This is a genomic window from Halomonas citrativorans (genome assembly GCF_014898005.1).
Classification (GTDB): Bacteria; Pseudomonadota; Gammaproteobacteria; order Pseudomonadales; family Halomonadaceae; genus Vreelandella; species Vreelandella citrativorans.
Genome location: NZ_JABUYX010000009.1, coordinates 21,083 through 44,333 on the forward strand (window position 1 = coordinate 21,083; position 23,251 = coordinate 44,333).

General features: G+C 52.0%; 27 protein-coding genes. 20 read left to right on the forward strand and 7 right to left on the reverse strand.

The window, feature by feature from the left end:
• Positions 1 to 19: 19 nt before the first annotated feature.
• Positions 20 to 1,186 carry a radical SAM family heme chaperone HemW gene (gene hemW, locus INT20_RS10495; RefSeq protein ID WP_193056897.1) on the reverse strand — a complete coding sequence of 389 codons (1,167 nt, stop codon included), beginning with the start codon at positions 1,184 to 1,186 and terminating at the stop codon, positions 20 to 22.
• Positions 1,179 to 1,787, reverse strand: a complete 609-nt coding sequence (rdgB, locus tag INT20_RS10500; protein WP_193056898.1) for an RdgB/HAM1 family non-canonical purine NTP pyrophosphatase — start codon at positions 1,785 to 1,787, stop codon at positions 1,179 to 1,181. Before rdgB ends, hemW begins: the two co-directional genes overlap by 8 nt.
• 279 nt (positions 1,788 to 2,066) lie before the next feature.
• Here rdgB and INT20_RS10505 point away from each other — a divergent pair, with 279 nt between their 5' ends.
• From INT20_RS10505 to INT20_RS10530, 6 genes are all read left to right on the forward strand, one after another.
• Entirely contained in the window at positions 2,067 to 2,753 is a 687-nt protein-coding gene (locus tag INT20_RS10505) for a LuxR C-terminal-related transcriptional regulator (RefSeq protein ID WP_193056899.1), read from the forward strand.
• A 29-nt stretch (positions 2,754 to 2,782) separates the two neighbouring features.
• Complete coding sequence (locus INT20_RS10510; protein ID WP_193056900.1) at positions 2,783 to 3,244, forward strand: CsgE family curli-type amyloid fiber assembly protein; 462 nt, start codon at positions 2,783 to 2,785, stop codon at positions 3,242 to 3,244.
• A gap of 53 nt (positions 3,245 to 3,297) precedes the next feature.
• Complete coding sequence (locus INT20_RS10515; RefSeq protein WP_193056901.1) at positions 3,298 to 3,720, forward strand: curli assembly protein CsgF; 423 nt, start codon at positions 3,298 to 3,300, stop codon at positions 3,718 to 3,720.
• A 95-nt stretch (positions 3,721 to 3,815) separates the two neighbouring features.
• Positions 3,816 to 4,646: a CsgG/HfaB family protein gene (locus tag INT20_RS10520; RefSeq protein WP_193056902.1), complete on the forward strand. Its 831-nt coding sequence runs from the start codon at positions 3,816 to 3,818 to the stop codon at positions 4,644 to 4,646.
• Positions 4,647 to 4,929: 283 nt separating this feature from the next.
• Positions 4,930 to 5,457, forward strand: a complete 528-nt coding sequence (locus tag INT20_RS10525) for a hypothetical protein (RefSeq protein ID WP_193056903.1) — start codon at positions 4,930 to 4,932, stop codon at positions 5,455 to 5,457.
• A 59-nt stretch (positions 5,458 to 5,516) separates the two neighbouring features.
• Positions 5,517 to 6,485, forward strand: a complete 969-nt coding sequence (locus INT20_RS10530) for a curlin subunit CsgB (protein WP_193056904.1) — start codon at positions 5,517 to 5,519, stop codon at positions 6,483 to 6,485.
• A 75-nt stretch (positions 6,486 to 6,560) separates the two neighbouring features.
• Here the strand turns inward: INT20_RS10530 and INT20_RS10535 are convergent, their stop codons facing one another.
• The 5 genes from INT20_RS10535 to INT20_RS10555 all read right to left on the reverse strand — a co-directional run bounded on the left by INT20_RS10535 (position 6,561) and on the right by INT20_RS10555 (position 11,400).
• Positions 6,561 to 6,830 carry a hypothetical protein gene (locus INT20_RS10535; RefSeq protein ID WP_226912126.1) on the reverse strand — a complete coding sequence of 90 codons (270 nt, stop codon included), beginning with the start codon at positions 6,828 to 6,830 and terminating at the stop codon, positions 6,561 to 6,563.
• A gap of 176 nt (positions 6,831 to 7,006) precedes the next feature.
• The gene (gene hemL / locus INT20_RS10540; RefSeq protein ID WP_193056906.1) at positions 7,007 to 8,287 is read right to left on the reverse strand and encodes a glutamate-1-semialdehyde 2,1-aminomutase; all 1,281 of its coding nucleotides are present in this window, start codon (positions 8,285 to 8,287) and stop codon (positions 7,007 to 7,009) included.
• A gap of 36 nt (positions 8,288 to 8,323) precedes the next feature.
• A complete protein-coding gene (gene thiD / locus INT20_RS10545; protein WP_172118734.1) occupies positions 8,324 to 9,133 on the reverse strand; it encodes a bifunctional hydroxymethylpyrimidine kinase/phosphomethylpyrimidine kinase in 810 nt (269 codons plus the stop codon).
• Positions 9,133 to 9,564, reverse strand: a complete 432-nt coding sequence (gene hemJ / locus INT20_RS10550; RefSeq protein ID WP_087107012.1) for a protoporphyrinogen oxidase HemJ — start codon at positions 9,562 to 9,564, stop codon at positions 9,133 to 9,135. The genes thiD and hemJ overlap by 1 nt, the downstream gene beginning before the upstream one ends.
• A 9-nt stretch (positions 9,565 to 9,573) precedes the next feature.
• On the reverse strand, positions 9,574 to 11,400 hold the full coding sequence (locus INT20_RS10555; RefSeq protein WP_172118733.1) for a chloride channel protein: 1,827 nt from the start codon (positions 11,398 to 11,400) through the stop codon (positions 9,574 to 9,576).
• A gap of 134 nt (positions 11,401 to 11,534) precedes the next feature.
• Between INT20_RS10555 and argC the strand changes: the two genes are divergently transcribed.
• From argC to INT20_RS10625, 14 genes are all read left to right on the forward strand, one after another.
• Positions 11,535 to 12,569, forward strand: a complete 1,035-nt coding sequence (gene argC, locus INT20_RS10560) for an N-acetyl-gamma-glutamyl-phosphate reductase (RefSeq protein ID WP_193056907.1) — start codon at positions 11,535 to 11,537, stop codon at positions 12,567 to 12,569.
• 103 nt (positions 12,570 to 12,672) lie between these two features.
• Positions 12,673 to 13,026, forward strand: a complete 354-nt coding sequence (gene erpA, locus INT20_RS10565; protein WP_172118731.1) for an iron-sulfur cluster insertion protein ErpA — start codon at positions 12,673 to 12,675, stop codon at positions 13,024 to 13,026.
• Between the two features lie 155 nt (positions 13,027 to 13,181).
• A complete protein-coding gene (locus tag INT20_RS10570) occupies positions 13,182 to 13,949 on the forward strand; it encodes a transporter substrate-binding domain-containing protein (RefSeq protein WP_172118730.1) in 768 nt (255 codons plus the stop codon).
• Positions 13,950 to 14,052: 103 nt separating this feature from the next.
• Positions 14,053 to 14,721, forward strand: a complete 669-nt coding sequence (locus INT20_RS10575) for an amino acid ABC transporter permease (protein WP_172118729.1) — start codon at positions 14,053 to 14,055, stop codon at positions 14,719 to 14,721.
• 14 nt (positions 14,722 to 14,735) lie between these two features.
• On the forward strand, positions 14,736 to 15,506 hold the full coding sequence (locus tag INT20_RS10580; protein WP_172118728.1) for an amino acid ABC transporter ATP-binding protein: 771 nt from the start codon (positions 14,736 to 14,738) through the stop codon (positions 15,504 to 15,506).
• 595 nt (positions 15,507 to 16,101) lie between these two features.
• Positions 16,102 to 18,006 carry a tRNA uridine-5-carboxymethylaminomethyl(34) synthesis enzyme MnmG gene (gene mnmG / locus INT20_RS10585; RefSeq protein WP_193056908.1) on the forward strand — a complete coding sequence of 635 codons (1,905 nt, stop codon included), beginning with the start codon at positions 16,102 to 16,104 and terminating at the stop codon, positions 18,004 to 18,006.
• Positions 18,003 to 18,683, forward strand: a complete 681-nt coding sequence (rsmG, locus tag INT20_RS10590; RefSeq protein WP_193056909.1) for a 16S rRNA (guanine(527)-N(7))-methyltransferase RsmG — start codon at positions 18,003 to 18,005, stop codon at positions 18,681 to 18,683. The genes mnmG and rsmG overlap by 4 nt, the downstream gene beginning before the upstream one ends.
• Positions 18,684 to 19,451: a ParA family protein gene (locus INT20_RS10595; protein WP_172118725.1), complete on the forward strand. Its 768-nt coding sequence runs from the start codon at positions 18,684 to 18,686 to the stop codon at positions 19,449 to 19,451.
• Positions 19,452 to 19,478: 27 nt separating this feature from the next.
• The gene (locus INT20_RS10600; RefSeq protein WP_193056910.1) at positions 19,479 to 20,408 is read left to right on the forward strand and encodes a ParB/RepB/Spo0J family partition protein; all 930 of its coding nucleotides are present in this window, start codon (positions 19,479 to 19,481) and stop codon (positions 20,406 to 20,408) included.
• Between the two features lie 207 nt (positions 20,409 to 20,615).
• Positions 20,616 to 21,014, forward strand: coding sequence for an ATP synthase subunit I (locus INT20_RS10605; RefSeq protein WP_193056911.1), 399 nt, complete (start codon positions 20,616 to 20,618; stop codon positions 21,012 to 21,014).
• A 12-nt stretch (positions 21,015 to 21,026) separates the two neighbouring features.
• On the forward strand, positions 21,027 to 21,854 hold the full coding sequence (atpB, locus tag INT20_RS10610; protein WP_172118722.1) for a F0F1 ATP synthase subunit A: 828 nt from the start codon (positions 21,027 to 21,029) through the stop codon (positions 21,852 to 21,854).
• Between the two features lie 67 nt (positions 21,855 to 21,921).
• Positions 21,922 to 22,149, forward strand: a complete 228-nt coding sequence (atpE, locus tag INT20_RS10615; RefSeq protein WP_018918432.1) for a F0F1 ATP synthase subunit C — start codon at positions 21,922 to 21,924, stop codon at positions 22,147 to 22,149.
• Positions 22,150 to 22,226: 77 nt separating this feature from the next.
• On the forward strand, positions 22,227 to 22,697 hold the full coding sequence (locus tag INT20_RS10620) for a F0F1 ATP synthase subunit B (RefSeq protein ID WP_193056912.1): 471 nt from the start codon (positions 22,227 to 22,229) through the stop codon (positions 22,695 to 22,697).
• 11 nt (positions 22,698 to 22,708) lie between these two features.
• A complete protein-coding gene (locus INT20_RS10625; protein ID WP_193056913.1) occupies positions 22,709 to 23,245 on the forward strand; it encodes a F0F1 ATP synthase subunit delta in 537 nt (178 codons plus the stop codon).
• Positions 23,246 to 23,251 lie beyond the last annotated feature (6 nt).

The window sequence follows — 23,251 nt, forward strand, 5'->3', positions numbered from 1 at the left end:
GTATATTTTTGCGCTTGAATTATTCGTCGCTGATAAAGGCCAGCAACTCATTCAAGAATAATAGACCTTGAGGCGATGCACGCAGCTTTTCGGGCATTTCCATCAAAAGTCCTTTTTTGGCGGCCGTGTGTAAACGTGCCAGCAGTGCTTCCTGCGGCTGGCCGGTATGCGCCGACCAGGCATGCATGGCAACCCCTTCGGTTAAGCGAAGCGCATTCATGGAAAACTCAAGCGGCAGCTCGTCCGCCGCGATAGGCTGCTTGCCCGCCACAAAACCGCGTGGGTCATTATCACGCCGTAAGTAAGCATCCGGCTGGCGCGTTTTCCAGCGCCGTTCAATATGCCACTGCCCTTGCGGGTCAATCGTCGTCAGTTTGCCGTGTGCCCCGGCGCCAATGCCCAGATAGTCGCCAAACTGCCAATAGTTGAGATTATGCCGGCTCTGCTTACCAGGTTTTGCATAGGCTGAAATTTCGTAGCGTTCAAAGCCCGCCTGCTCCAATCGCTGATGGCCAAGCTCCTGAATATCCCAAAGCGCCTCCTCTTCAGGCAGAACAGGTGGCTGTGAATGAAACGCGGTATTCGGCTCAAGGGTTAGCTGATACCAGGAGAGATGATCCGGTGACAGCGCAAGCGCCTGGTCAATATCATCAAGCGCCAGGGAGGGCGTCTGGCCAGGCAAGCCATGCATCAGGTCGATATTAATATTATCAAACCCCGCCGCACGCGCCTGGCCTACCGCAGTAATAGCCTCTTCACCGCCGTGAATACGCCCCAAAGCCTTCAACTGAGCGGGCTGAAAGCTTTGAATACCCAACGAGAGACGATTGATGCCCGCCTCGCGGTAGCCCGTAAAGCGTGCCTGCTCGGTGGTACCAGGATTCGCCTCCATGGTGATTTCTATATTGGGCGCGAAGGGTAAGCGTTGGCGTATTCCATTAAACAGCCGTTCAAAGAACGCGGGTGACATCAGGCTTGGCGTACCGCCACCAATAAAGATGGTCTGAATCTGACGCTCAGCGGCTAACGCCAGGTCGCCATCCAGATCATGAAGCAGTGCTTTTAAATAAGCCGCTTCGGGTAAATCACCGTTAGGTTCATGAGAGTTGAAGTCACAATAAGGGCACTTGCGTACGCACCAGGGCGTATGAATATAGAGCGATAACGGAGGTAATGGCTTAGCCATGTGCCACCTTAAGTATATCAACCAACCCTTGAAGCGCCCGCCCACGGTGGCTTAGCCGATTTTTTAAGTCACTGGGTAATTCCGCCACGCTCATGCCCTGGTCGGGTAGCCAGAACAGCGGGTCATAGCCAAAGCCACCCTCTCCGCGTGGATAAGCAAGTAACTCCCCTTCCCAGCTGTGCTGAACAATAACCGGTACCGGATCAGCAGGATGGCGCAAATACACCAGCACGCACCAGTAGCGCCCGGTGCGCTGACCTTCTGCACAGTCATTAAGCGCTGCCAATAGTTTTTCATTGTTACGCTGATCGCTTTTCGGCTCACCAGCGTAGCGTGCGGAGTAAATCCCCGGCGCCCCTGAAAGCGCATCAACCTCAAGGCCGGAGTCATCAGCAAGCGCCGGTAAGCCGCTAACCCGGCTCGCCTCACGCGCTTTTAAAAGGGCATTTTCAACAAAGGTTAACCCCGTTTCTTCGACATCATATACGCCAAAATCTGCCTGTGGGCGAACATCCAGCCCCAGTGGGGCCAGCAGTTGATTGAATTCTTTAAGTTTTCCCGCATTGCCGCTTGCTAGAACAAGGGTATTTACCGTGACCATCACATTTTCTCCAAACGTCAGTCTGTAAGTGTACGCCTAACAAAATCATACTATGGCTAGCAAAATGTTACCAAATGTACATAATGATTTGATTAACAAACAACGTCGCTTTATTTATTACATCATTAAAAACATATATTTATATTAAATCCACCGTTTTACACCTTAAAGGGGGCGAGTTGTTTTAAAAAAATACTAGTAACAAAACTTTACGAAACTACACTTATAGACAACACTTATTTCGTCGTTAGCTCACTCCTCCTTACCAAAGGGCTTAACATGAAAAGGGAACCGTCCTCCGACTTGGTGTATATCCTGACCGAGCAGAGTCCTCAATCTCAGCTTTTTGCTGAATACTTAAATAAACGCACCGGCTATCAGGTGAGCATTTACTCGCGTCATTCGGCCCTGTCTGCGGATACATCAGGAAAGCTACTGCTTCTCATCGATAGCGATCACATCACTAGTGATGCACTACCTGAATGGCAGGACCAGCTACCTGAAGCGCTATCAAAAGCGACGCTTGCCGCGTTCAATATTCGCAACATGAACCATGCGTTAGAGGCACTTTCCTGTGCTCATTTAAAAGGCGTTTTTTATCGTGAACAGAGCCTGGAGATTATCTGCAAAGGCGTTCACGCCTTGCTCGATGGTGAGCTATGGATGTCGCGTGAATTAATGGCTCGGCTAATTCTTTTTTATCGTAAATCACAGAACAACGCGTTTAGACCTACTTGCGGACTAACAAACCGAGAAATTGAAATTATTTCGTTACTAAAAGCAGGCTCTTCTAATCAACAAATTGCTGATCGACTATTTGTTAGTGAGCATACGGTTAAGTCACATCTTTATAACATCTTTCGCAAGATAAATGTGCATAACCGTATACAGGCTTTGAACTGGATTCATCAAAATCTGGGCCCTATTCTTCCGGCTATTGATAAACCCCGTGGGCTCAAAAACTAATAGTACAACTAGCTTGAGGTTATATCGTGATGTTATTTCGTCGTTGTTTAACACCACTCTGCGTACTTCTACTGTTTTCTTTATCGCCACTAATGGCCAGTGAAACACTCTCCCAGGAAGAGGTTGAGCGATTAAACGAGCAAAAAGAAATTGATTCTATTAATCAATTATCGAGTCCCGATGGGCCTGAAATAGAAAGTGTTAAAAACGCCAGCAGCGAGCTGACCGGGGTGATGGTAGACCGCACGATTACCATGGCAGGGAAGACATTTTACCGAGCCTTTAGCCAGCGCGCTATGGACAACCTGATTATTGGCAATGCCACCATCACAATCCAGGAACGACCTGATGCTCGCTGGGGCAGCCAAATATGGGTGATGGATGGAAATCGTATGTATTTTCGCACACAGCTTTCTCCAAGAATCAATGAAGCGGGTCGCGCCGCAGGAGAAGCCGTACAAATCGTCGAAGAAGCGCTGCTACGCCAATAAATAGCGTCAGCGTTAACTTCCGACAAAGACCTGGGAAGAGAGGAGATACGTTAATGAACGCTATAAAAACCACCCAACACACGTTGCTGGCCATCGCGCTGGGCACGCTGATAGCGTCAGCGGCCTCTGCAGGTGAATTGGTTTATCGCCCCCTGAACCCCTCTTTTGGTGGTGACCCCTTTATGGGCAGCTATCTATTGAGTAAAGCTCAATCGCAAGATACCAATAAAGACCCGGACTCAAGAAGCATAGAACCCATTTCCTCCACCGAACGGCTTATTCAAAACCTGGAGAGTCGTTTGATCTCTCAACTTATTTCAGATGTTGGCGCCGGCGATGTCGGTGAAGGATCTTTTGACAGCGGTGAATTTAGTGTGGTTGTACGCGATGAAGGCGGGCAATTGATTGTACGCGTGATTGATAAAGTGACCGGTGATGTGACGAATATCAGTGTTGGTGGCTTGTTTAACCCTTAACCATTGAGCCTGCCCCCGTCACGAAACTTAATAACCAAAAACCAATAAGGCCTTAAAAGCCTCTCCCATATCCTAGATGCTGTCAGGGGAACATCATGAAATTCATTGCTTCACTTATAATGCTTGCGCTGCTCAGCGGATGTGCGGGCATGGTCGCAAACTCTGAAAATTTAGAAGGCGCTGAGGCTACGCTTACGCCCCGAGGGGTAACCTATCAGGATCTCATTTCCTTGCCACCACCTGCCGGCAAAATTTTTGTATCGGTGTATGATTTTAGAGATCAAACCGGGCAATATCGGCCTGCCCCAGCCAGCACGTTTTCAACAGCGGTTACCCAAGGTGCAGCGGCAATGCTAACCGGTGCGCTGGCCGACTCGGGCTGGTTTATCCCCCTTGAGCGGGTGGGATTACAAAACCTGCTTACTGAGCGGCGCATCATTCGTGCAGAATTTGAGCGCTTTGGCCAACCCGATTCGCTTCCTTCACTACGCGCGGCCTCGGTAATGCTGGAAGGCGGCATTATTGCGTATGAATCCAACGTGCGAACAGGGGGAGCTGGCGCTGAGTACTTTGGTATCGGTGCCTCAGGACAGTATCAGGTTGACCAGGTAACGGTTAACTTGCGAGCCGTCGAGATATCGACAGGTGAAGTACTCGCTAACGTCACTACAACAAAAACCATCTACTCCAAAGAGTTAAGAGCGGGTATCTATCGATTTATTGATTTCCGACGCTTATTAGAAGCTGAAGCAGGCATTACCACAAATGAACCTGTTCAATTAGCGGTCATGTCGGCCATTGAATCTGCCGTTATTCATTTAGTAGCTCGTGGCGTTGAGAATAGCCTTTGGAACCTCTCAAACGGCGTAAACTTCCGGGAAACTATTTTATCTGACTACTTAACTGCGCCGACTCCAGCACTATAAAAAACGTTCTCCATAAAGGCTATCCCCGTAAAAACGGTCTCCATAAAGACTGTCTCCTATGACTGGAAGGTTCAGCGCAATCGGCTTAGCTTACGCTAAGCCGATTTTTTTATAGCTAAAACAACCTGCTATTTAAACGTATGAGAAAGTTAATCAATAATGCATAGAAAAGCACTAACAAACACATCGCTTAAATAACAAAAAGATGGATGGCAGAAAATTTAAAAAAGCCCAAACTCAATGTACCAGGATAAAATCATACCAACATTGAGAGCTTAAAAAAATGATCCGCACACTAACTAGCATTCATTATCTCTCAGCGTTACTTCAAAAAGTAAACGTTAATACTGTTTTGTTAATGACGGTACTTTTATTCGTTACAGGGCATGCTAGTGCGGACACAAACCGTATTGAGCAATATTTTAATCAGGTTGACCCACACGCCTACCAGGGTAACTACAGCATTATTTCTCAGATAGGTAATAACAACAGGGCAACGGTTAAACAATCTTACTCTGCTGCTTACCAGGCCGGTAACTTCTCGCATATCAGCCAATACGGTAATAAGAACACGGCCTCAATCACTCAAGTTGGTGCTAGAAATTACGGCGTTATTCTTCAAGACGGTAATTATCACAACACCCAAATAAGCCAGTCCGGGAGCCAGCAAGAACAGGCAACGTATGTTTCCCAGACAGGATTAAGAAGCGATATACACGTTTCACAATCGGGGAGTGGCTATCGCAGCATAGGCATAGAACAGCAAGCATTCTCTGGCTATACACGACCAGTCACCGTCGAAACCTACTGAGCAATACTTCTGTTGTCTCAGTAACAACCAAAGCAAGCATAACAGGATGGGGAAACATCATGAAAATCCAAATCACAACGATCGCTGCCGCCGTTGCCTTTGCTATGAGCACGGCTGCTTTCGCACAGTTTGCAGGCAGTGACTCAACTATTTACCAGGATGGTGATCGCAATACCAACGCTATCACCCAGTGGGGCACGCAAACCTCACGTGTGTATCAAGAAGGTCGTGGTAACGCCACTACCGTTTCACAAGATGATATTTCAGGAGTGGCAACAACGCTGCCTGGCCAGAACAACTCGGATATTGACCAGGTTGGTGGCGGAAACTCGGCAGGCGTTACTCAATTAGGTGCGAGGAACAGCTCAACCGTATACCAGGAGGGCATTAGTAACGATGCAGCCGTTGACCAGGACGGTTCTAAAAACGTTTCTGTGACAACGCAAACTGGTATTTCCAATAACGTCAGTGCGACTCAGAATGGCCGTCTTAACGATAGCTATGCCTACCAGCAAGGTTACAACAATGAAGCGACCGTTGATCAGGAAGGTTTTGCAAATATTTCTGTGACAACGCAAACTGGCCTTTCCAATGACGTCAGTGTGGCTCAGGATGGCCTATTTAACGATAGCTATGCCTACCAGCAGGGGTACGGCAATGAAGCGACCATTACTCAGGAAGGTTTTGAGAACAAGTCCGTCGTTGAAGAAATCGGCAGCTTCAATGAAGCAACCATTACTCAGATTGGCAACGATAACGATAGCTACGCTCACCTAAACGGTCATCATAATGTGGCCAACGTTAGCCAGAATGGTAACTCACTTGAAAGCACCATTTTAGCCAGTGGCAACAACAATACTCATGATGTCATGCAGTCTGGCCGTGGACATGACTCCTATATCAATACCCAAGGCAACGGTAACGTGCATAACGTTACCCAAAGCGGTGCTTTCTGGGGCGGTGCTCATACCTCTAGCATCGTGACTTATGGCCATGGCAACCTTAATACAGTAAGCCAAGGCCATTAAGCATAGGGCGTACGCATACAAACCGTCCCACCCGGGGCGGTTTTTTAATATTTATAGAAAATACCTTAAAACGGGTTAACGAACCCCGACCGTTACCGTTGACCCTAGTCCTTGGGTAGATGAGCGCGAGCGGTTGCCGCCTTTCTGAATATCCACATCCAGGCGCTGGCTATCACTTAATAATGTCACCGTACCCTCAAGCGACGACCCGATAAACGTATACTCTTTGGGCACCGTAGCGTGCTCTTCAATATGCTCGATAGTTTGACCATCGTGAGTGATGCGCCAATGTGCGGAGAACTCAGCACCAGGCGTTCCTCCCATCGCAATATGGATCTGGCTCATGCTCTGCTCCTCAGAGGCAAAGGTACTAACGGAGAGTCCCATAGCAAACACCGCTATGAAAACCTTTGGAAGAGTCGATAATTGTTGTTGCATGATAGCGACCTCACTAACGATAAAGCCGCTCGGCATGAGCGGCTTTATAGTTTAGCAGAGCAACACCTTTCCGTTACATTGAGTTACATAATACTAAAGGCTTTTTCTGCAGCATCCAGCGTAAATTGGATATCCTCAGGCGTATGAGCGCTCGACATAAAGCCTGCCTCAAACGCTGAAGGTGCCAGGTAAACACCGTGATCCAGCATCGCGCCAAAGAAGCGGCGAAACGCCTCGGGGTCACATGCGGTTGCCTGGGCGAAGTTATCCACACGGCGTTGAGAGGTGAAAAACAGCCCAAACATGCCCCCCGCTGATTGCGTCATCATGGAGACACCGGCGGCATTAGCGCGTTCTTTCAGGCCGCTGCAAAGTGTTTCAACCCGTTGAGAAAGCGCATCATGGAAGCCAGGGACCTGGAGTTTAGTCAATAACGCAACACCGGCCGCCATCGCCAAGGGGTTACCTGACAGCGTACCTGCCTGATAAACCGGCCCCATGGGGGAGATATTTTGCATAATCTCGCGCTTACCGCCAAACGCACCGACTGGCATACCACCACCAACAATCTTACCCAAGCACGTTAAATCAGGCGTAATGCCGTAATGCGCCTGAGCCCCGCCCAGCGCAACGCGGAATCCGGTCATGACTTCATCGAAAATCAGAATGCTTTCATGCTCGTTACACACCCGGCGCAGCGTTTCCAAAAAGCCCGGCTGGGGAGGAATACAGTTCATGTTACCTGCAACAGGTTCAACAATAATGCAGGCAATCTGGTCACCGATTTCAGCAAAGCACGCCTCAACGCCTTCAATATCGTTATAGGAGAGCGTAATGGTGTGCTCGGCAAGTGACGCGGGAACACCTGGCGAGCTAGGTTCGCCATGGGTGAGCGCGCCAGAGCCCGCTTTTACCAGCAACGAATCTGAATGGCCGTGATAGTTACCTTCAAACTTAACGATCTTGTCGCGCCCGGTGGTGCCGCGTGCCAAGCGGATCGCCGACATGGTGGCTTCCGTACCGGAGCTGGTCATGCGCACCATTTCCATGGTGGGGATCATTTCGCAGATCAGGTCTGCCATGGTGGTTTCCACCGCGGTCGGGGTACCAAACGAGAGACCGTTGTCCAAACGAGCACGTACCGCTGCCAACACATCCTGGTCCGCATGACCGGTAATCATTGGGCCCCAGGAACCTACATAGTCCACGTAGCGGTTGCCTTCCACATCAAACAGATAAGCGCCCTGGGCGCGCTCCATAAATACCGGCGGACGGTGCAGGCCTTTAAACGCACGTACCGGCGAATTTACGCCACCTGGAATATGGCGGCTAGCAAGCTCAAACAGTTCAGCAGATGTGGTCATGGCGTCCTCAATATCAATGGCGTAGCGCGAATAAAATCAAAAGCGAACCGGCCGTGGCAAGCGATTAGGTAAACACTGCCCGCTAGGCGGCTGATACCCATGAGACAGACTCTCCCAGGTAAAGTGCTGGGCCTGTTCACAGGCCGTCGGCAAACGCTCACCGGCGGCAAGGCGTGCCGCAATGGCAGATGCCAAGGTGCAGCCTGAACCGTGAAACCGTTCCGGCAGACGTGGCCACTGCCATTGGCGCGTGGTATCCGGCGAGTGCAGTGTATTAACAACCTGCTGCTCGTTACCTGGAACAGGCTCATCGGTCGCGGTTACTAAAATAGCCTGGCAACCCTGGGATAAAAGTGCGACGGCGCGCGCCGTATCATCCAGGGGGCCGTCAATCTCTGGAGTGAGCTGCTTAAGCTCATAACGGTTGGGCGTTAAGATATCCACAAGCGGTAGCAGGCGAGCCGCATAGAGGCGTTGCAATTGGGGTGTGGATAACTCAGTACCGCCACCGGCTTTAAGTACTGGGTCGGCCACAACCGGGATGCCTGGGAAACGGCGAATAATCTGCTCGGCTGCTCTTAGCGTTGCTTCATCTGCCAACAGGCCCAGCTTGATCGCAGCAACCTGCATCCCGCTAAGCGCCTCTGCCATTTGGCGCATCAACGCGGGGTCGGCCGGAACGACATGGCTCACGTTATGGCAGTTTTGCACCGTTAACGCGGTGGGAATCGTCACTGCCCAACCGCCACAGGCGGCAATGGCTTCGCTATCTGCCACTAAACCCGCTCCGCCCGTCGGGTCATGGCCCGCCAGTACTAAAACAACCGGTGAAAGAGGTTGGCGCATCAAAAAGGTTTCACAACGGCAAGTAGAATAATCGCCACTAGCGCAATCACCGGCGCTTCGTTGAACCAGCGAAAGAACGTGTGGCTTTTCGTGCAGCGATCCTGGGCAAACTGTTTTAAATAAATCAGACAGACGTGATGATAGGCGATCAGCAGTACCACAAAGGTGAGTTTAACGTGCATCCAGCCTTGGCTGAACCAGCCGGGCACCAGATACAGCATCGCCCCGCCAAAGATAAGCACCAGTATCATGGAAGGCGTCATGATGCCGCGATAAAGCTTACGCTCCATGGTTTTGAAATAGGCGATAGCTTGATCGTCGCCTTTATCTCGTGCCATGGCGTGATACACATACAGCCGCGGCAAATAAAACAGGGCGGCAAACCAGGTCACCATGGTCATTAAATGCAGGGCCTTCAACCATAGATACATTGTCTCTCCTTATACGGGCGAATCATTCGCTTTCGGGTCAGTACGGGTATTTGGGTCAGCGTCGGTATTGGGGTCAGAATAGTAATAATAACGTTCAATGGCACCACGGGTGATGATACCTGAAATTCGCTGCCGCTTTGGCCGATAACCGTGCACTACATAAAGCGCGCCCAAGGCATCGTCTTGAAGCTTTACAAACGCCTCTGACAGGGTGGCCTGTAGGCCAATCGGCGCAAGTTCCAGGCGCTGGCCCGGAATTTCCAGTAAATCGACGGATTCATTATCGGGAGGAGCATCGCCATCAAGCGCTTCATCGTGCTCCAAAAGCCACCGCGCCAGCGCCGACGCTTTTAACGCCAGTACCGATTTTTCTTCATTTGAACGCTCAATAATCAGCCAGACAGGATTGGTTTCCAGTAGTTTACGTGCCTGCTCAAACGTCACCTTGCGCTCAGTACGTACCAGGCTTCGCTCCATCACCGCAGGCACCGACACGCGGGAAAGCGCCTGCATTAACGGCTGTTGAAGCGGGTGCAGCCCATAACGTACGGAACTAATAAAAAATCCTTCGCAGCCGGTAAGCTGGCGAGACGTCAGGCAGGCAACCACCACCACCAACATACCCGGCAACATGACATGCGGCGTATGAGTAAGCTCCAACAGCGCCATTAACGCCGCAAGCGGCGCTTGCAGCACCGCCCCCATCATGGCCGCCATGCCTAACATGGCGTAAATGCCTGGGTCTGACGCTTTATCAGGCCATAGCCAGCCACCCAAAATACCGCCCAGCGCGCCTGTCGCAGCACCAATCACCAGCGTGGGGCCAATAATCCCGATGGGTACGCTACCTGATACGGTCAGGGCGGTAATCAAAAGCTTGGCAATCATCAGCGCCAGCAACACGTTAATGTCCAATTGATTATTAAGCGCCGCCGCCACACTATCGTAGCCAATTCCCTGAACCTGCGGAAACCACCATGCCACCACCCCGGTCGCCACCCCCACACAAGCCAAACGAAGCCACAACGGCCATGCCTGCATGCGTTTGTTACGTGAAATATGAATAAATAGCCCCGCCAATAGCCCGACCACAAAGCCGAGTACGATGACCCACGGTAAATTCATGAGCGAGCCCAGCACGACCTCGGGGATACGAAAAGCCGGCTCATTGCCATACACCATCTGCGCAATGAGCGCCGCCATCGTAGAGGCTAAAATCACCGGCATAAAGCTCATCAGGGTATACTCCATCATGACGACTTCCATGGCGAAGATAACCCCGGCAACCGGTGTATTGAACGACGCAGAAATCCCCGCCGCCGTCCCACAGGCAACCAAAACGCGCAGGCTGTTATTGGGTAACCGAAGCTTGACTCCCAACCCGCTTGACGCGGCAGCGCCTAAATGAATAGCCGGGCCTTCCCTCCCAGCAGAGAGCCCACCAAGAACCGACACCACCCCCACCCACCATTGATTCAGCCAGTTTCGCATTGGGAAGCGGCCCTGGTGATAAGAGAGGCGCTCAATAACGTGCCCTACTCCCATCTTTTGGGCAGCGGCTTTTTGCCGATAAAGCAGCAGCCCCAGCACGCTAACGGCAATAATAGGCAGCAGTGAGCGCAGCCACGGAGGCAGTCCTTCAAATCCTTCCGGGTTTCCATCCGGCATATAAAACACCGCCCCCGCTTCGAGCAGTAGCCGGAAGGCGACCATCGCCGCCCCCGTAATGATCCCCGACACTAACCCCAATACGCACAGCTGAGGCAGCGCATCAACATGGGCCAACTGGCGTCGAAACCCCTCGAGGGTGAAATCTGATCGGGAAAAACGCGCCACGACGACCTTCCTTTACGCATGTAGTGTAGTTCTCTTGTGTATCATAGCCCGATACGCTTCGACAGCCTGCGCCAATCTGTTTAGGCTGTTAATTATTACCCTGTCTCGAATGTGCAACGTGTAAGGAGTCGTTTGTGATTAAGGTCGGAATTGTCGGCGGTACCGGTTATACCGGCGTTGAGCTACTGCGGTTACTCGCCCAGCATCCCCATGTCAGCGTTGAAGCCATTACCTCGCGCTCGGAAGCCGGCGTAAAGGTATGCGATATGTATCCCAACCTGCGCGGCCACTACGACACATTGACGTTCAGTGAGCCCGATGCAAAGCAGTTGGGCGATATGGATGCGGTATTTTTCGCCACTCCCCACGGTGTTGCCCACGCTTTGGCTGGCGAGCTTTTGGACAAAGGCACCCGCATTATCGACCTGTCGGCTGACTTCCGCCTGCGTGATGTCAAGGTATGGAGCCAGTGGTACGGCCAACCTCATGGTGCGCCTTCGCTACTTGAAGAAGCGGTCTATGGCCTGCCCGAGATGCACCGCGAAAAAATCAAAACGGCGCGTCTGGTGGCCGTGCCAGGCTGCTATCCAACCGCTGTGCAGCTAGGCTACCTGCCGCTGCTGGAAGCCGGGCTGGTTGATCCTCAACAGCTGATTGCCGACTGCAAGTCGGGTGTGACGGGGGCAGGCCGAGGGGCCAAGGTGCCTTCACTACTGGCAGAAGCCAGTGAGTCCTTCAAAGCTTACGGCGCCTCAGGGCATCGTCATTTGCCCGAAATCCGCCAGGGCCTTGGTGATATGCAGGCGCACCCGGTGGGGCTGACCTTCGTTCCTCATTTAACACCGATGATACGGGGCATTCACGCCACGCTCTATAGTCAGCTCACCACCTCGGTGGATGACCTTCAGGCGCTGTTTGAAAAACGTTATGCAAGCGAACCCTTTGTTGATGTGATGCCTGCGGGTAGCCATCCTGAAACGCGCAGCGTTAAAGGCACCAACACCTGCCGCCTGGCCGTGCATCGCCCAGAGAACAGCAATACAGTCGTCGTGTTATCGGTCATTGATAACCTGGTGAAAGGCGCCTCGGGCCAAGCCATTCAAAACCTCAATCTGATGTTTGGGTTCGAGGAGAGCATGGGCTTGACCGCTCCTGCCTTGATGCCATAAGCCACGTACAAAATCCCGGCAATAGTTGACCCTTTTGCTGGGAATTATCCATAATCATCTTCCAATGCTGATTATTCGTTCTTAAAGCTCGCGGGAGGTACCCATGAGCGGTGCAGAAGCTTTTGTTCCAACCCCTTTAATGCTGTCCGATAGCGCACGTAAACGTATCCGTGCCCTAATGGATGAAGAAAATAACCCTGCGCTAAAACTGCGCGTCTATGTCACCGGCGGTGGCTGTTCAGGTTTTCAGTACGGCTTCGATTTTGCCGACACGGTCGCCGAAGACGATACGCTCATTGAATTTGGCACGGCGACCCTGGTGGTCGACCCTCTCTCCTACCAGTATCTGGTTGGATCGACGGTGGATTACGAAGAAGGCCTCGCTGGCGCACGCTTTCGCATTCAAAACCCCAATGCCACCACCACCTGCGGCTGCGGCGCCTCTTTTATGGTGTAGGCGCTTATAACGCTAGCAAAGCGTTGGTACCCATGACTTGACGCCTTGGTGGTTTCTCGCCAAGGTTAAAAGGTCAACAATTGCTCTAACGCGGTGTGAAAAGAACGTCGTCTCTTCTTTTCACCGCTTCAGCGCTATAAAACATGGGGAAACCAATGAAAACCATACTAACGACAACTGCTATCGCTTCCTCCATCGCTCTGGGTTTAAGCGGCGCCTCTGTCGCCATGGCCCAAACGCCTTCTGTTAATGTCGCAACCGACCCAAGCTTTGTTCCTTTTGAAATGATGGATTCAGAAACCGGCGAGATGATCGGTTTCGATATGGATATTATCAACGCCGTTGCCGAGCGTGCCGGTTTTGAGGTCAACCTCACCACCATGGAATTTTCGGGCATTATTCCCGCTGTGCAAACCGGCAGTCAGGAAATTGCCATCGCAGGCACGACCATCACCGAAGAGCGTGCGCAGGTCGTTGACTTCTCTGACCCCTACTACGATTCCGGTCTACAGATTATCGTTCGTGCCAACAACGAAGACATCTCTTCATTGGAAGACCTCCAGGGCTTGACCATCGGTACCAAGATCGGCTCGACAAGCTACGACTTCCTCCAGCAAGAGCTGGGGGAAGGCGCTGACATCACGCCCTATCCAGGCACCGCCGACATGTACATGGCTCTGCTGGGCCGCAACGTAGACGCCGTGCTGTATGACGCTCCTAACGTTGCTTACTTCTCCCAAACCCGTGGCGAAGGACGTACCAAAGTGGTGGGGCCGCTTTATGAAGGCCAGCAGTATGGCATTGTGTTCCATAAGGGCAGCGAATGGGTAGAACCCACCAATGAAGCCTTAGCCGCCATGCGCGAAGACGGCACTTACGACGAAATCTACAAAAAATGGTTCGGTGAAGCCACCAGCGAGTAACCCAGCGGCGCTATAGAGTTAACAGCTAATTTATCACAGGGCCGGGCGGCTACCCTCCCGGCCCTGTGACGTTATACGTCGCGTGTTTTTTTGGAGATAAGACGTGGATTTCGACTTTCATTTCGACTGGGCAGCCGCGTTTGCGTCGATCCCTTACCTGCTGCCGGGTATTCCCTGGACGCTGCTGATTTCATTTGGCGGTCTAGCAATCGGCTTTTTTATTGGTATTTTCTTTGGCCTGCTGCGTATTAGTCCGATCCGCTGGCTACGCTGGGTGGCCCTTTGCTACATAGAAGTGTTTCGTGGTACGCCTATTCTCGTGCAGGTACTGTTTATTTTCTACGGCCTGCCCCAGCTACTGGGCAGTCCTATCAATGCGCTGGTCGCAGGCATTGCCGCTATTGCGGTTAACTCGGGTGCGTATATTTCTGAAATCGTGCGGGGCGGCGTGCAGTCCATTGAGCGCGGCCAGCGTGAAGCATCCCTCTCGTTAGGGCTTTCGCGCGCTCAGGCCTTTCGCTATGTGATTTGGCCCCAGGCGCTGCGTCGTATGATTCCTCCGCTTGGCAATCAGGCCATTATCAGCATTAAAGATACCTCACTATTTTCAGTCATTGGGGTCAGCGAGCTGGTACGCCAGGGGCAAATCTATATCGCGACAACCTTCACCGCCCTGGAGGTCTACTTTATGGTTGCGGTGATGTATTTAGCGATTACCTGGACCCTCTCTATTCTTCTGCGCCTGCTGGAGCGTAGAGGCATCGCAGGCTGATAAGGAAACGTACAATGACCGATACCGTGTCACCCACAACGCCCTCCATTGTGCGTATGCAAAAGCTGAATAAACATTTTGGCAACCTGCACGTACTCAATGAGATCGACCTTGAAATTATCCCCGGTGAAGTCGTCGTCATTATTGGCGCAAGCGGGTCAGGTAAATCCACGCTGATTCGCTGCATCAATGGGCTGGAAGAGTTTCAGTCGGGCATGCTGGAAGTAGATGGCAATACGCTAACGCCTAACGGCAAGAGCAGCAAGGCACTACAAACCATCCGTACAGAAGTCGGTATGGTGTTTCAGCAGTTCAATCTATTTCCCCACCTTAGCGTGATCGATAACATCACCTTGGCCCCCATGAAGGTGCGTGGCTGGAACCGCGACGATGCAGTGGCAACCGCAAAACGCCTGCTGGATAGGGTCGGAATTGCCGACCAGGCCGATAAGTACCCCAGTCAGCTCTCAGGTGGTCAGCAGCAGCGTGTTGCCCTCGCCCGTGCCTTGGCCATGGAGCCTCGGCTTATGCTGTTTGATGAGCCTACCTCAGCGCTTGATCCCGAAATGATTGGTGAAGTGCTGGACGCCATGCGTGAGCTGGCGAAAGAGGGCATGACCATGGTGATTGTCACGCATGAAATGGGCTTTGCCCGTGAAGTAGCCGATCGCGTGATTTTTATCCATAAAGGGGTTATTGCTGAGCAAGGAGCGCCACAACAGCTCTTCGATTCGCCTCAGCATGAACGCACTCAATCGTTTCTTGCCCGGGTGCTTAAACACTAATCTTTAGCACTCACCTTAAGCACGAATACCGGCAAAAAATACCCGCTTTAACGCATTTTTTATGGCCTGTCCTTGCGACAGGCCATTTTTGTGCCCTGTGGATAATTTTTTTATTTTAAAACGCTACAACATGCCACAGCGCCCATGAGGAGCGCCTTTAAGGTGGACACGCAATGCTTTTTAGATGTGTTCACAGCTGCGGTAACAACGTCGGTATGAGTAGGTGGATAAGCCGTGTTTTTATAGCGCTGTGGGTAAGTAGCGGTTCCATCCACAGGGCCTACACCGTTTCTACGCAGCTAATACGCTGCTTAACCACGTAAAGGTCAACATTTTAAGCATTTGAATTTTATAAACTTAATAGAGTTATACACAGAAACTGTCCACACTAATAATTACAGCATTAACAGAACTTCTCTTATTTTATTTATATATTGTTATTAATAGAGAGTAACTGAGCAGACGAGGTGTGGAAAAACCTGACGGTTACCCACAGGGGGTTTATACTGGCGGGCTTGTTTAACTACGCCGACACGTCTGAAACTGACGAAACGGCCACATCATTCGTGCCAACTGGCACAAGACGAGGTGTCTCTTGAATTACCCCGACCGCTTTGACGTGATTGTCATCGGCGGTGGCCATGCGGGAACTGAAGCCGCACTGGCCTCTGCTCGTATGGGCTGTCAGACCCTACTGCTCACGCACAACATCGAGACCTTGGGTCAGATGTCGTGCAACCCTGCCATTGGCGGCATTGGCAAAAGCCATCTGGTGAAAGAGATCGATGCGCTAGGCGGGGCGATGGGGCTTGCCACGGATTTAGGCGGCATCCAGTTCCGGGTGTTAAACGCTCGAAAAGGGCCGGCAGTACGTGCCACACGTGCTCAAGCAGACCGCGTTCGCTACAAAGCAGCGATCCGCGGCATGCTGGAAAACCAGCCAAATTTAACGATTTTCCAGCAGGCAGCTGGCGATCTGATTGTGGATAACGATACGGTTCGTGGCGTCGTAACGGAGACTGGTATTCGTTTTTATGCCGAGTCCGTTGTGCTGTCGACGGGTACGTTTTTAGGTGGTGTGATTCACATCGGCCTGGATCAAAGTCGCGGCGGTCGAGCAGGTGATCCACCCTCGAATGCCTTGGCTGAGCGTCTGCGTGCCCTGCCGTTTCGGGTTGACCGGCTCAAAACCGGCACGCCACCGCGCATTGATGCTAAAAGCGTGGATTTCACCCAGCTTGAAGAACAGCCTGGCGATACGCCAACACCGGTCATGTCCTACCTTGGTTCGCGGGGTATGCACCCTCAGCAAGTCAGCTGTCATATTGCGCACACCAATGAGCGCACGCATGAGCTGATTTTGGCGAATCTTGATCGTTCACCGATGTACTCCGGCGTGATCGAAGGCGTGGGTCCGCGCTACTGCCCATCAATTGAAGACAAGGTTCATCGCTTTGCCGATAAATCGAGCCATCAGGTCTTTATTGAGCCGGAAGGCCTGGATACCCATGAGCTATATCCCAACGGTATCTCGACCTCGCTGCCCTTTGATGTGCAACTGCAGGTAGTGCGCTCGATTAAAGGTCTGGAGAACGCGCATATCACGCGGCCAGGCTATGCCATTGAGTATGATTTCTTCGATCCGCGGGATTTAAAACACTCACTGGAAACCAAATTTATCCACAACCTGTTTTTTGCCGGGCAGATCAATGGCACAACAGGTTACGAGGAAGCCGGGGCCCAAGGCCTGTTGGCCGGGCTCAACGCCGCGCGGCGTGCCATGCAGCAGGATGCCTGGTACCCACGTCGTGATGAGGCCTATCTTGGCGTGCTGGTGGACGACCTGATCACAATGGGCACCAAAGAGCCTTACCGTATGTTTACCTCCAGGGCGGAATACCGGTTATTGCTGCGTGAAGATAACGCCGACTTGCGACTGACTGAAAAAGGCCGTGAGTTAGGCCTGGTGAATGATCAGCGCTGGGAAGCATTTAGTAAAAAGCGCGAAGCCATTGCGCTGGAGACCGCGCGTTTAGCCAGTGTATGGATTCAGCCAAGCAGCCCGGCTGCGGCAAAAATTGCTGAAAAAACCGGCAAACCGCTCTCCCGCGAGTATCGGTTGAGCGATCTGCTCAAGCGCCCGGAGCTAAATTATGCGGACCTTGCTGAACTGCCGGGGCTGGAAAGCGGCGTTATCAATGATGAAGCCGTTGCCGAACAGGTACAGATCCAGTCGAAGTACGAAGGCTATATCGAACGTCAACAGTATGAAATTGATAAGCTTAAGCGCCATGAAGCAATGCCACTTCCCGCCGACCTGGATTACCAGCGGGTGGAAGGGCTCTCCAATGAGATTCGCCAGAAGCTGACCAACGTACGGCCTGAAACACTGGCCCAAGCGGCGCGTATTTCAGGCGTAACACCGGCCGCAGTGTCTATTTTGCTGGTGCATCTTAAAAAGCGTCGTCTGATCGCCTCGCCCGAGGTGGCTAACGGATGAGCGGTTTAACTGTATTGGTGAGTAGCTTGCCTGCGAGTGTCGCTGCACGACTGGATAATGGATTAGCGCAGCTCGGTTTAACGGTAACGGCAAGCCAGCGTGAACAGTTGCTTGGGTTTGTCGCCCTATTGCACAAGTGGAACAAGGCTTATAACCTCACGGCAGTTCGCGATATTGATGATATGGTGGCACGTCACATACTGGATAGTGCGGCTGTCGCGCCTTATGTGCATGGCCCTAGATTGCTGGATGTGGGTGCGGGGCCAGGTCTGCCAGGTATCGTGCTGGCCATCCTTGATCCGGCGCTGTCCGTTACGCTTTTGGATAGTAATGGTAAAAAAGTCCGTTTTCAGCGCCAGGCTATCATGGAGCTTGGGCTAAAAAACGTGGTTGCAAGCCAGGCGCGGGTGGAGACGTTTAGTGACCAGCCGTTTGATCAGGTAATTTCACGCGCGTTCGCAAGCCTGGTGGACTTTGTCACCCTAACGCGTGAACTACCCACAGCGAACGGACAGTGGTTGGCCATGAAAGGCCCTGGCGCTGACGATGAGTTGCGTGAACTGCCCAGCGGTATTCGATTGCAAACACGTCACCTGCTAAACGTACCCTTCGATACGGCCGAGCGACAGCTATTGATTCTGAACGTTGATTCTGAACCCCAGGAAGGAGTTGAGTAAGTGAGCCAGATCATTGCCCTGACCAATCAAAAAGGCGGCGTGGGCAAGACCACCTCAGCCGTTAACCTGGCGGCTAGCCTTGCTGCTCTTGATCGTCGAGTGCTGCTGGTGGACCTTGATCCTCAAGGGCACGCCAGCATGGGCAGTGGTATTGATAAACACGAACTCGATAAAAGCGTCCTGGATGTACTGCTCGGCGATGCCACCGCCGCCGATACCATCGTACGCGACCTGCCGGTCAACTATGATGTTCTCCCCGGTAACGGTGACTTGACCGCAGCGGAAGTCGAATTGCTGGATCTTGATAAGCGCGAAAGCTGCCTGACCACGGCGCTTGGCTCGGTTGCTGAGAAGTACGATGTGGTGCTGATTGACTGCCCACCTTCACTCAATATGCTGACCGTTAATGCGCTGACGGCAGCGGATAGCGTGCTTATTCCGCTGCAGTGCGAGTTTTACGCGCTGGAAGGACTGTCGGCGCTGTTGGATACTGTTGAACAGATCAAGCAAAGCGTTAATCCTGATTTGGCGATTGCGGGTATTCTGCGCACCATGTACGACAAGCGCACCAGCCTAACGCGGGAAGTGGACAAGCAACTGCGAGACTTCTTTGGCGATGCGCTGATCAAGACGACGATCCCGCGCAACGTCAAAGTGGCTGAAGCGCCAAGCCACGGAATACCCGTGACGCAATATGCCCGCTTTTCACGCGGCAGCCAGGCGTACCGCGTACTGGCAAAAGAGATGATTCGTCGGTTATCGCTATAACGTATTGATTAGTACGAGGGAAAGCGAATGACGCGTAAACGCGCGCTAGGACGTGGCCTGGATGCCCTAATTGGTGCGGGCGCTCGTCGCCGTGACAGCCTGGAACTTACTGGTAGCTCTTCATTGGAAGCTCATGATGAGGCGTCATCCGCGATGGTGGCCTCGGATGCGGCTTCTGAGCGTTTGGAGCGCCTTCCGCTTGGTCAGTTAACCCGTGGCAAGTATCAGCCGCGGCGTGATATTCAGCCAGAAGCGCTTGAAGAACTTGCCGATTCTATTCGTGCCCAGGGCGTAATGCAGCCTATTGTGGTACGCCCTATTGGCGAAGATCGCTATGAAATTATTGCTGGTGAGCGGCGCTGGCGTGCAGCGCAGCTGGCCGAGCTTGACGTTATCCCCGCGGTTATTCGTGAGGTAAGCGACGAAGTTGCCTTGGCACTGGCGCTGATTGAAAATATTCAGCGTGAAAACCTCAATGCCATCGAAGAAGCGATGGCGCTTAAACGGCTGGGTGATGAGTTTGAATTAACCCAGCAGCAGATTGCTGACGCGGTCGGTAAATCCCGCACTCAGGTCGCCAACTTACTGCGCTTGCTGGCACTGGACCCTGAAGTCCAAACGCTGCTAGAGCGAGGTGACCTTGATATGGGCCATGCGCGTGCGTTGCTATCACTTAACAGCGTTCAGCAGCGCCAAGTGGCTCATGAAGTGGTGAATAACGATCTCACCGTGCGGTCCACCGAAGCGTTGGTTAAAAAGGTACAGGCCAGCCAAAGCGTTGAAAAAACGCCGAGCCAGCCAAGTAAAACAGCGGATGTCTCGCGTCTGGAGACGCAGCTAGGCGAACTGCTTGGTGCCCCCGTTTCAATTGACCATGGCAACCGGGGGAAAGGCAAAGTGACCATCCGCTATACAAGCCTTGATGAACTCGACGGAATACTGGCGCATATTAAATAGGCTGCTTATTAATTAAATAGCAGGCTTATTAAGAAAACGTTAAAAAGTAGCTAATTTTCACCCTTTGGTCGCAAGTTGTCTCCTAAACACGTTAAATACGAGCAACTTTGGTTGAAGGTGTGATAGCGCTTCCCTATAATCGCGCAAGATTTGTGCAGGTTGCTTATCAACAGCCTAAGCAACCATTCGCTGGCAGGGTGCTGGGCAATGGTAGAACGTGTTGAAACCCAGCGCAGGAAGGCGTATGTCATCCGGCTTTTTACCGCACAGCTAATCGTGACGGTAGTCGGTATGTTGATGGTCTACCCTGTAGCGCGCATGCCGGGCGTTTTCTCCGTGGTAACAGGTGCGCTGGTGGCCTTGCTACCCCATGCTTTTTTTATACAGCGAATGGGTATATTGCACAGTAAGCGAACATCGCGTAGCGCTGTTCATTTGTTTCGTGCCGAAGCAGGCAAGTTTGGTTTGACGGTGGCACTGTTTAGCGCAGTGTTCGTTGTAGTGCCCCCCTCAAACCCCGCTTTCTTTTTTAGTGCTTATGTGGCGATTGTTCTGATGCATGGGCTAACGCCGTTGTTTATGCGCAGACATCGCACACTTGATTGAGGTGATATCTCTATGGCCGCAGGAAACGAAGTCTCGACGACTTATTATATCCAGCACCACTTGCAGAACCTGACCTTTGGGCATCACCCGGTGAATGGTTGGTCGCTGGCGCATTCCGCTCAAGAAGCGAGCGAAATGGGCTTCTGGGCGATCCATCTGGATACCATGGGCTGGTCAATCGCTATGGGGGTACTGTTTCTCTGGGTATTCCGTAAGGCGGGAAAAGCGGCGACCACTGGCGTGCCAGGCGGTCTGCAAAACGCGGTTGAAATGGTGGTCGAGTTTATCGATAACCTGACGCGCTCAACGTTCCATGGACGCAACCCTCATATCGTACCGCTGGCCATTACGCTATTCATCTGGATACTGCTGATGAATAGCCTCAAGATTATTCCGGTTGACTACTTCCCGGTACTGTTTAGCAAGCTCGGTGTGGAGTACATGAAAATTGTACCTACCACCGACGTAAATGCCACGCTAGGCATGGCGTTGGGCGTATTTGGCCTGATTTTGTACTACAACTTCAAAGTGAAAGGCGTTGGCGGTTTTGTCAAAGAGCTCTCCCTGACCCCGTTTAATCACTGGGCACTGATTCCTTTCAACCTGGTGCTGGAAATTGTATCGCTACTGGTCAAGCCGTTCAGTCTGGCCATGCGTCTTTTCGGTAACATGTTTGCCGGTGAAGTGATCTTCATTTTGATTGCCATGCTGCCGTTTTGGGCCATTTGGGTACTGGACGTGCCATGGGCAATTTTCCATATCCTGGTCGTCACGCTACAGGCCTTTATCTTTACCACGCTCACCATCGTTTATTTGAGCGCGGCGCACGAACACCACTAACCAAGCAAAGCTAACGCTTTCATTAACCCACAACCCTTAACCAAAACTTAAACTCAGGAGCAACATCATGGAAATGGTTTATCTTTCTGCTGCCATCATCATCGGTCTAGGCGCATTGGCTACTGGTATTGGCTTCGCTATTCTGGGCGGCAAACTGCTTGAGTCTACTGCACGTCAGCCGGAGCTGGGTGACCAACTGCAAACCAAAACCTTCATCATGGCAGGTCTGTTGGACGCTGTACCGATGATCGGTGTTGGTATTGCGATGTACCTGATCTTCGTTGTTGCCGGTTAATGATTGCTTTACCGGGCGGTTAGCCGCTCGGTTTTGTTTCACTCCGGTCGCCACGAACTTGTCAGAGGTACATCCCTGTGAATATCAACATGACGCTTATCGGGCAGACGATCGCCTTCGCGATCTTTGTCTGGTTTTGCATAAAGTACGTGTGGCCTCCGATCAGCAACGCGCTTAACGAGCGTCAGAAAAAAATTGCTGATGGCTTGGATGCAGCCAGCCGTGCTACTCGTGATCTTGAGCTAGCTCAAGAGCGGGCAGAACAGACGCTGCGTGAGAGTAAGGAACAAGCTTCACAGATCCTTGAGCAAGCTAATAAGCGCTCTGCTCAGATGATCGAAGAAGCTCGCGAGCAGGCCCGCGCAGAAGGTGAACGTCTCATGACGGGCGCACGTTCTGAAATCGAGCTTGAAGTAAATCGCGCGAAAGAAGAGTTACGTGCCCAGGTGTCTCATCTGGCCATCATCGGCGCTGAGCGTGTATTGGAAGCTTCTGTCGATGAAAATGCGCATCGCGAGCTGCTTGATAAGCTGGCTGCCGAACTGTAAGGAGGTGAATTATGGCGGAATTACTTACCGTCGCTCGTCCTTACGCAAAGGCGGCGTTTGAACACGCGCGTGATAATGATGTGCTTGATAGCTGGTCACAGGCGCTGGGTTTTTTAGGCACTGTTGTGGCCGATAGCGACGCTCGACGTCTGCTGGATAGCCCCAAAATCGAGAATGCAAAGAAAGTTGCCCTTCTGGTTGAAATGCTTCCAGAAACGCTGGGTGATGCACTGTCTCGCTTTTTGGAGGCTGTGGCTGACCATGACCGTTTAATGGTGCTGCCTTTTATCGCTGAACAGTTTGAGCGCCTGCGCGCTGAACACGAGCAGCGTATAGAGGTAATGGTAACGTCAGCGTATAAGCTGACAGCCGCACAAAAGACCAAGCTATCCAACGCGCTCAAGAAACGTCTGAATCGCGAAATCTCCATTACTACTCAGGTAGATAAGTCGCTCATCGGTGGTGTCATCCTGCGTGCTGGCGATACCGTCATTGACGGGTCGGTACGTGGTCGACTGAACCGCCTTTCCGAAGCGCTAACCGCTTGAGTCTGA

What these genes read in the sequence shown, in the direction of transcription:
- atpB (WP_172118722.1), top strand. Translation starts at nt 21,027, where the DNA reads ATGGCCGCAGGAAACGAAGTCTCGACGACTTATTATATCCAGCACCAC.
- atpE (WP_018918432.1), top strand. Translation starts at nt 21,922, where the DNA reads ATGGAAATGGTTTATCTTTCTGCTGCCATCATCATCGGTCTAGGCGCA.
- INT20_RS10570 (WP_172118730.1), top strand. Translation starts at nt 13,182, where the DNA reads ATGAAAACCATACTAACGACAACTGCTATCGCTTCCTCCATCGCTCTG.
- hemJ (WP_087107012.1), bottom strand. Translation starts at nt 9,564, where the DNA reads ATGTATCTATGGTTGAAGGCCCTGCATTTAATGACCATGGTGACCTGG.
- thiD (WP_172118734.1), bottom strand. Translation starts at nt 9,133, where the DNA reads ATGCGCCAACCTCTTTCACCGGTTGTTTTAGTACTGGCGGGCCATGAC.
- INT20_RS10530 (WP_193056904.1), top strand. Translation starts at nt 5,517, where the DNA reads ATGAAAATCCAAATCACAACGATCGCTGCCGCCGTTGCCTTTGCTATG.
- INT20_RS10625 (WP_193056913.1), top strand. Translation starts at nt 22,709, where the DNA reads ATGGCGGAATTACTTACCGTCGCTCGTCCTTACGCAAAGGCGGCGTTT.
- INT20_RS10520 (WP_193056902.1), top strand. Translation starts at nt 3,816, where the DNA reads ATGAAATTCATTGCTTCACTTATAATGCTTGCGCTGCTCAGCGGATGT.
- INT20_RS10580 (WP_172118728.1), top strand. Translation starts at nt 14,736, where the DNA reads ATGACCGATACCGTGTCACCCACAACGCCCTCCATTGTGCGTATGCAA.
- hemW (WP_193056897.1), bottom strand. Translation starts at nt 1,186, where the DNA reads ATGGCTAAGCCATTACCTCCGTTATCGCTCTATATTCATACGCCCTGG.
- INT20_RS10605 (WP_193056911.1), top strand. Translation starts at nt 20,616, where the DNA reads ATGGTAGAACGTGTTGAAACCCAGCGCAGGAAGGCGTATGTCATCCGG.
- INT20_RS10515 (WP_193056901.1), top strand. Translation starts at nt 3,298, where the DNA reads ATGAACGCTATAAAAACCACCCAACACACGTTGCTGGCCATCGCGCTG.
- rdgB (WP_193056898.1), bottom strand. Translation starts at nt 1,787, where the DNA reads ATGGTCACGGTAAATACCCTTGTTCTAGCAAGCGGCAATGCGGGAAAA.
- rsmG (WP_193056909.1), top strand. Translation starts at nt 18,003, where the DNA reads ATGAGCGGTTTAACTGTATTGGTGAGTAGCTTGCCTGCGAGTGTCGCT.
- INT20_RS10600 (WP_193056910.1), top strand. Translation starts at nt 19,479, where the DNA reads ATGACGCGTAAACGCGCGCTAGGACGTGGCCTGGATGCCCTAATTGGT.
- INT20_RS10535 (WP_226912126.1), bottom strand. Translation starts at nt 6,830, where the DNA reads ATGAGCCAGATCCATATTGCGATGGGAGGAACGCCTGGTGCTGAGTTC.
- hemL (WP_193056906.1), bottom strand. Translation starts at nt 8,287, where the DNA reads ATGACCACATCTGCTGAACTGTTTGAGCTTGCTAGCCGCCATATTCCA.
- INT20_RS10525 (WP_193056903.1), top strand. Translation starts at nt 4,930, where the DNA reads ATGATCCGCACACTAACTAGCATTCATTATCTCTCAGCGTTACTTCAA.
- erpA (WP_172118731.1), top strand. Translation starts at nt 12,673, where the DNA reads ATGAGCGGTGCAGAAGCTTTTGTTCCAACCCCTTTAATGCTGTCCGAT.
- INT20_RS10510 (WP_193056900.1), top strand. Translation starts at nt 2,783, where the DNA reads ATGTTATTTCGTCGTTGTTTAACACCACTCTGCGTACTTCTACTGTTT.
- INT20_RS10505 (WP_193056899.1), top strand. Translation starts at nt 2,067, where the DNA reads ATGAAAAGGGAACCGTCCTCCGACTTGGTGTATATCCTGACCGAGCAG.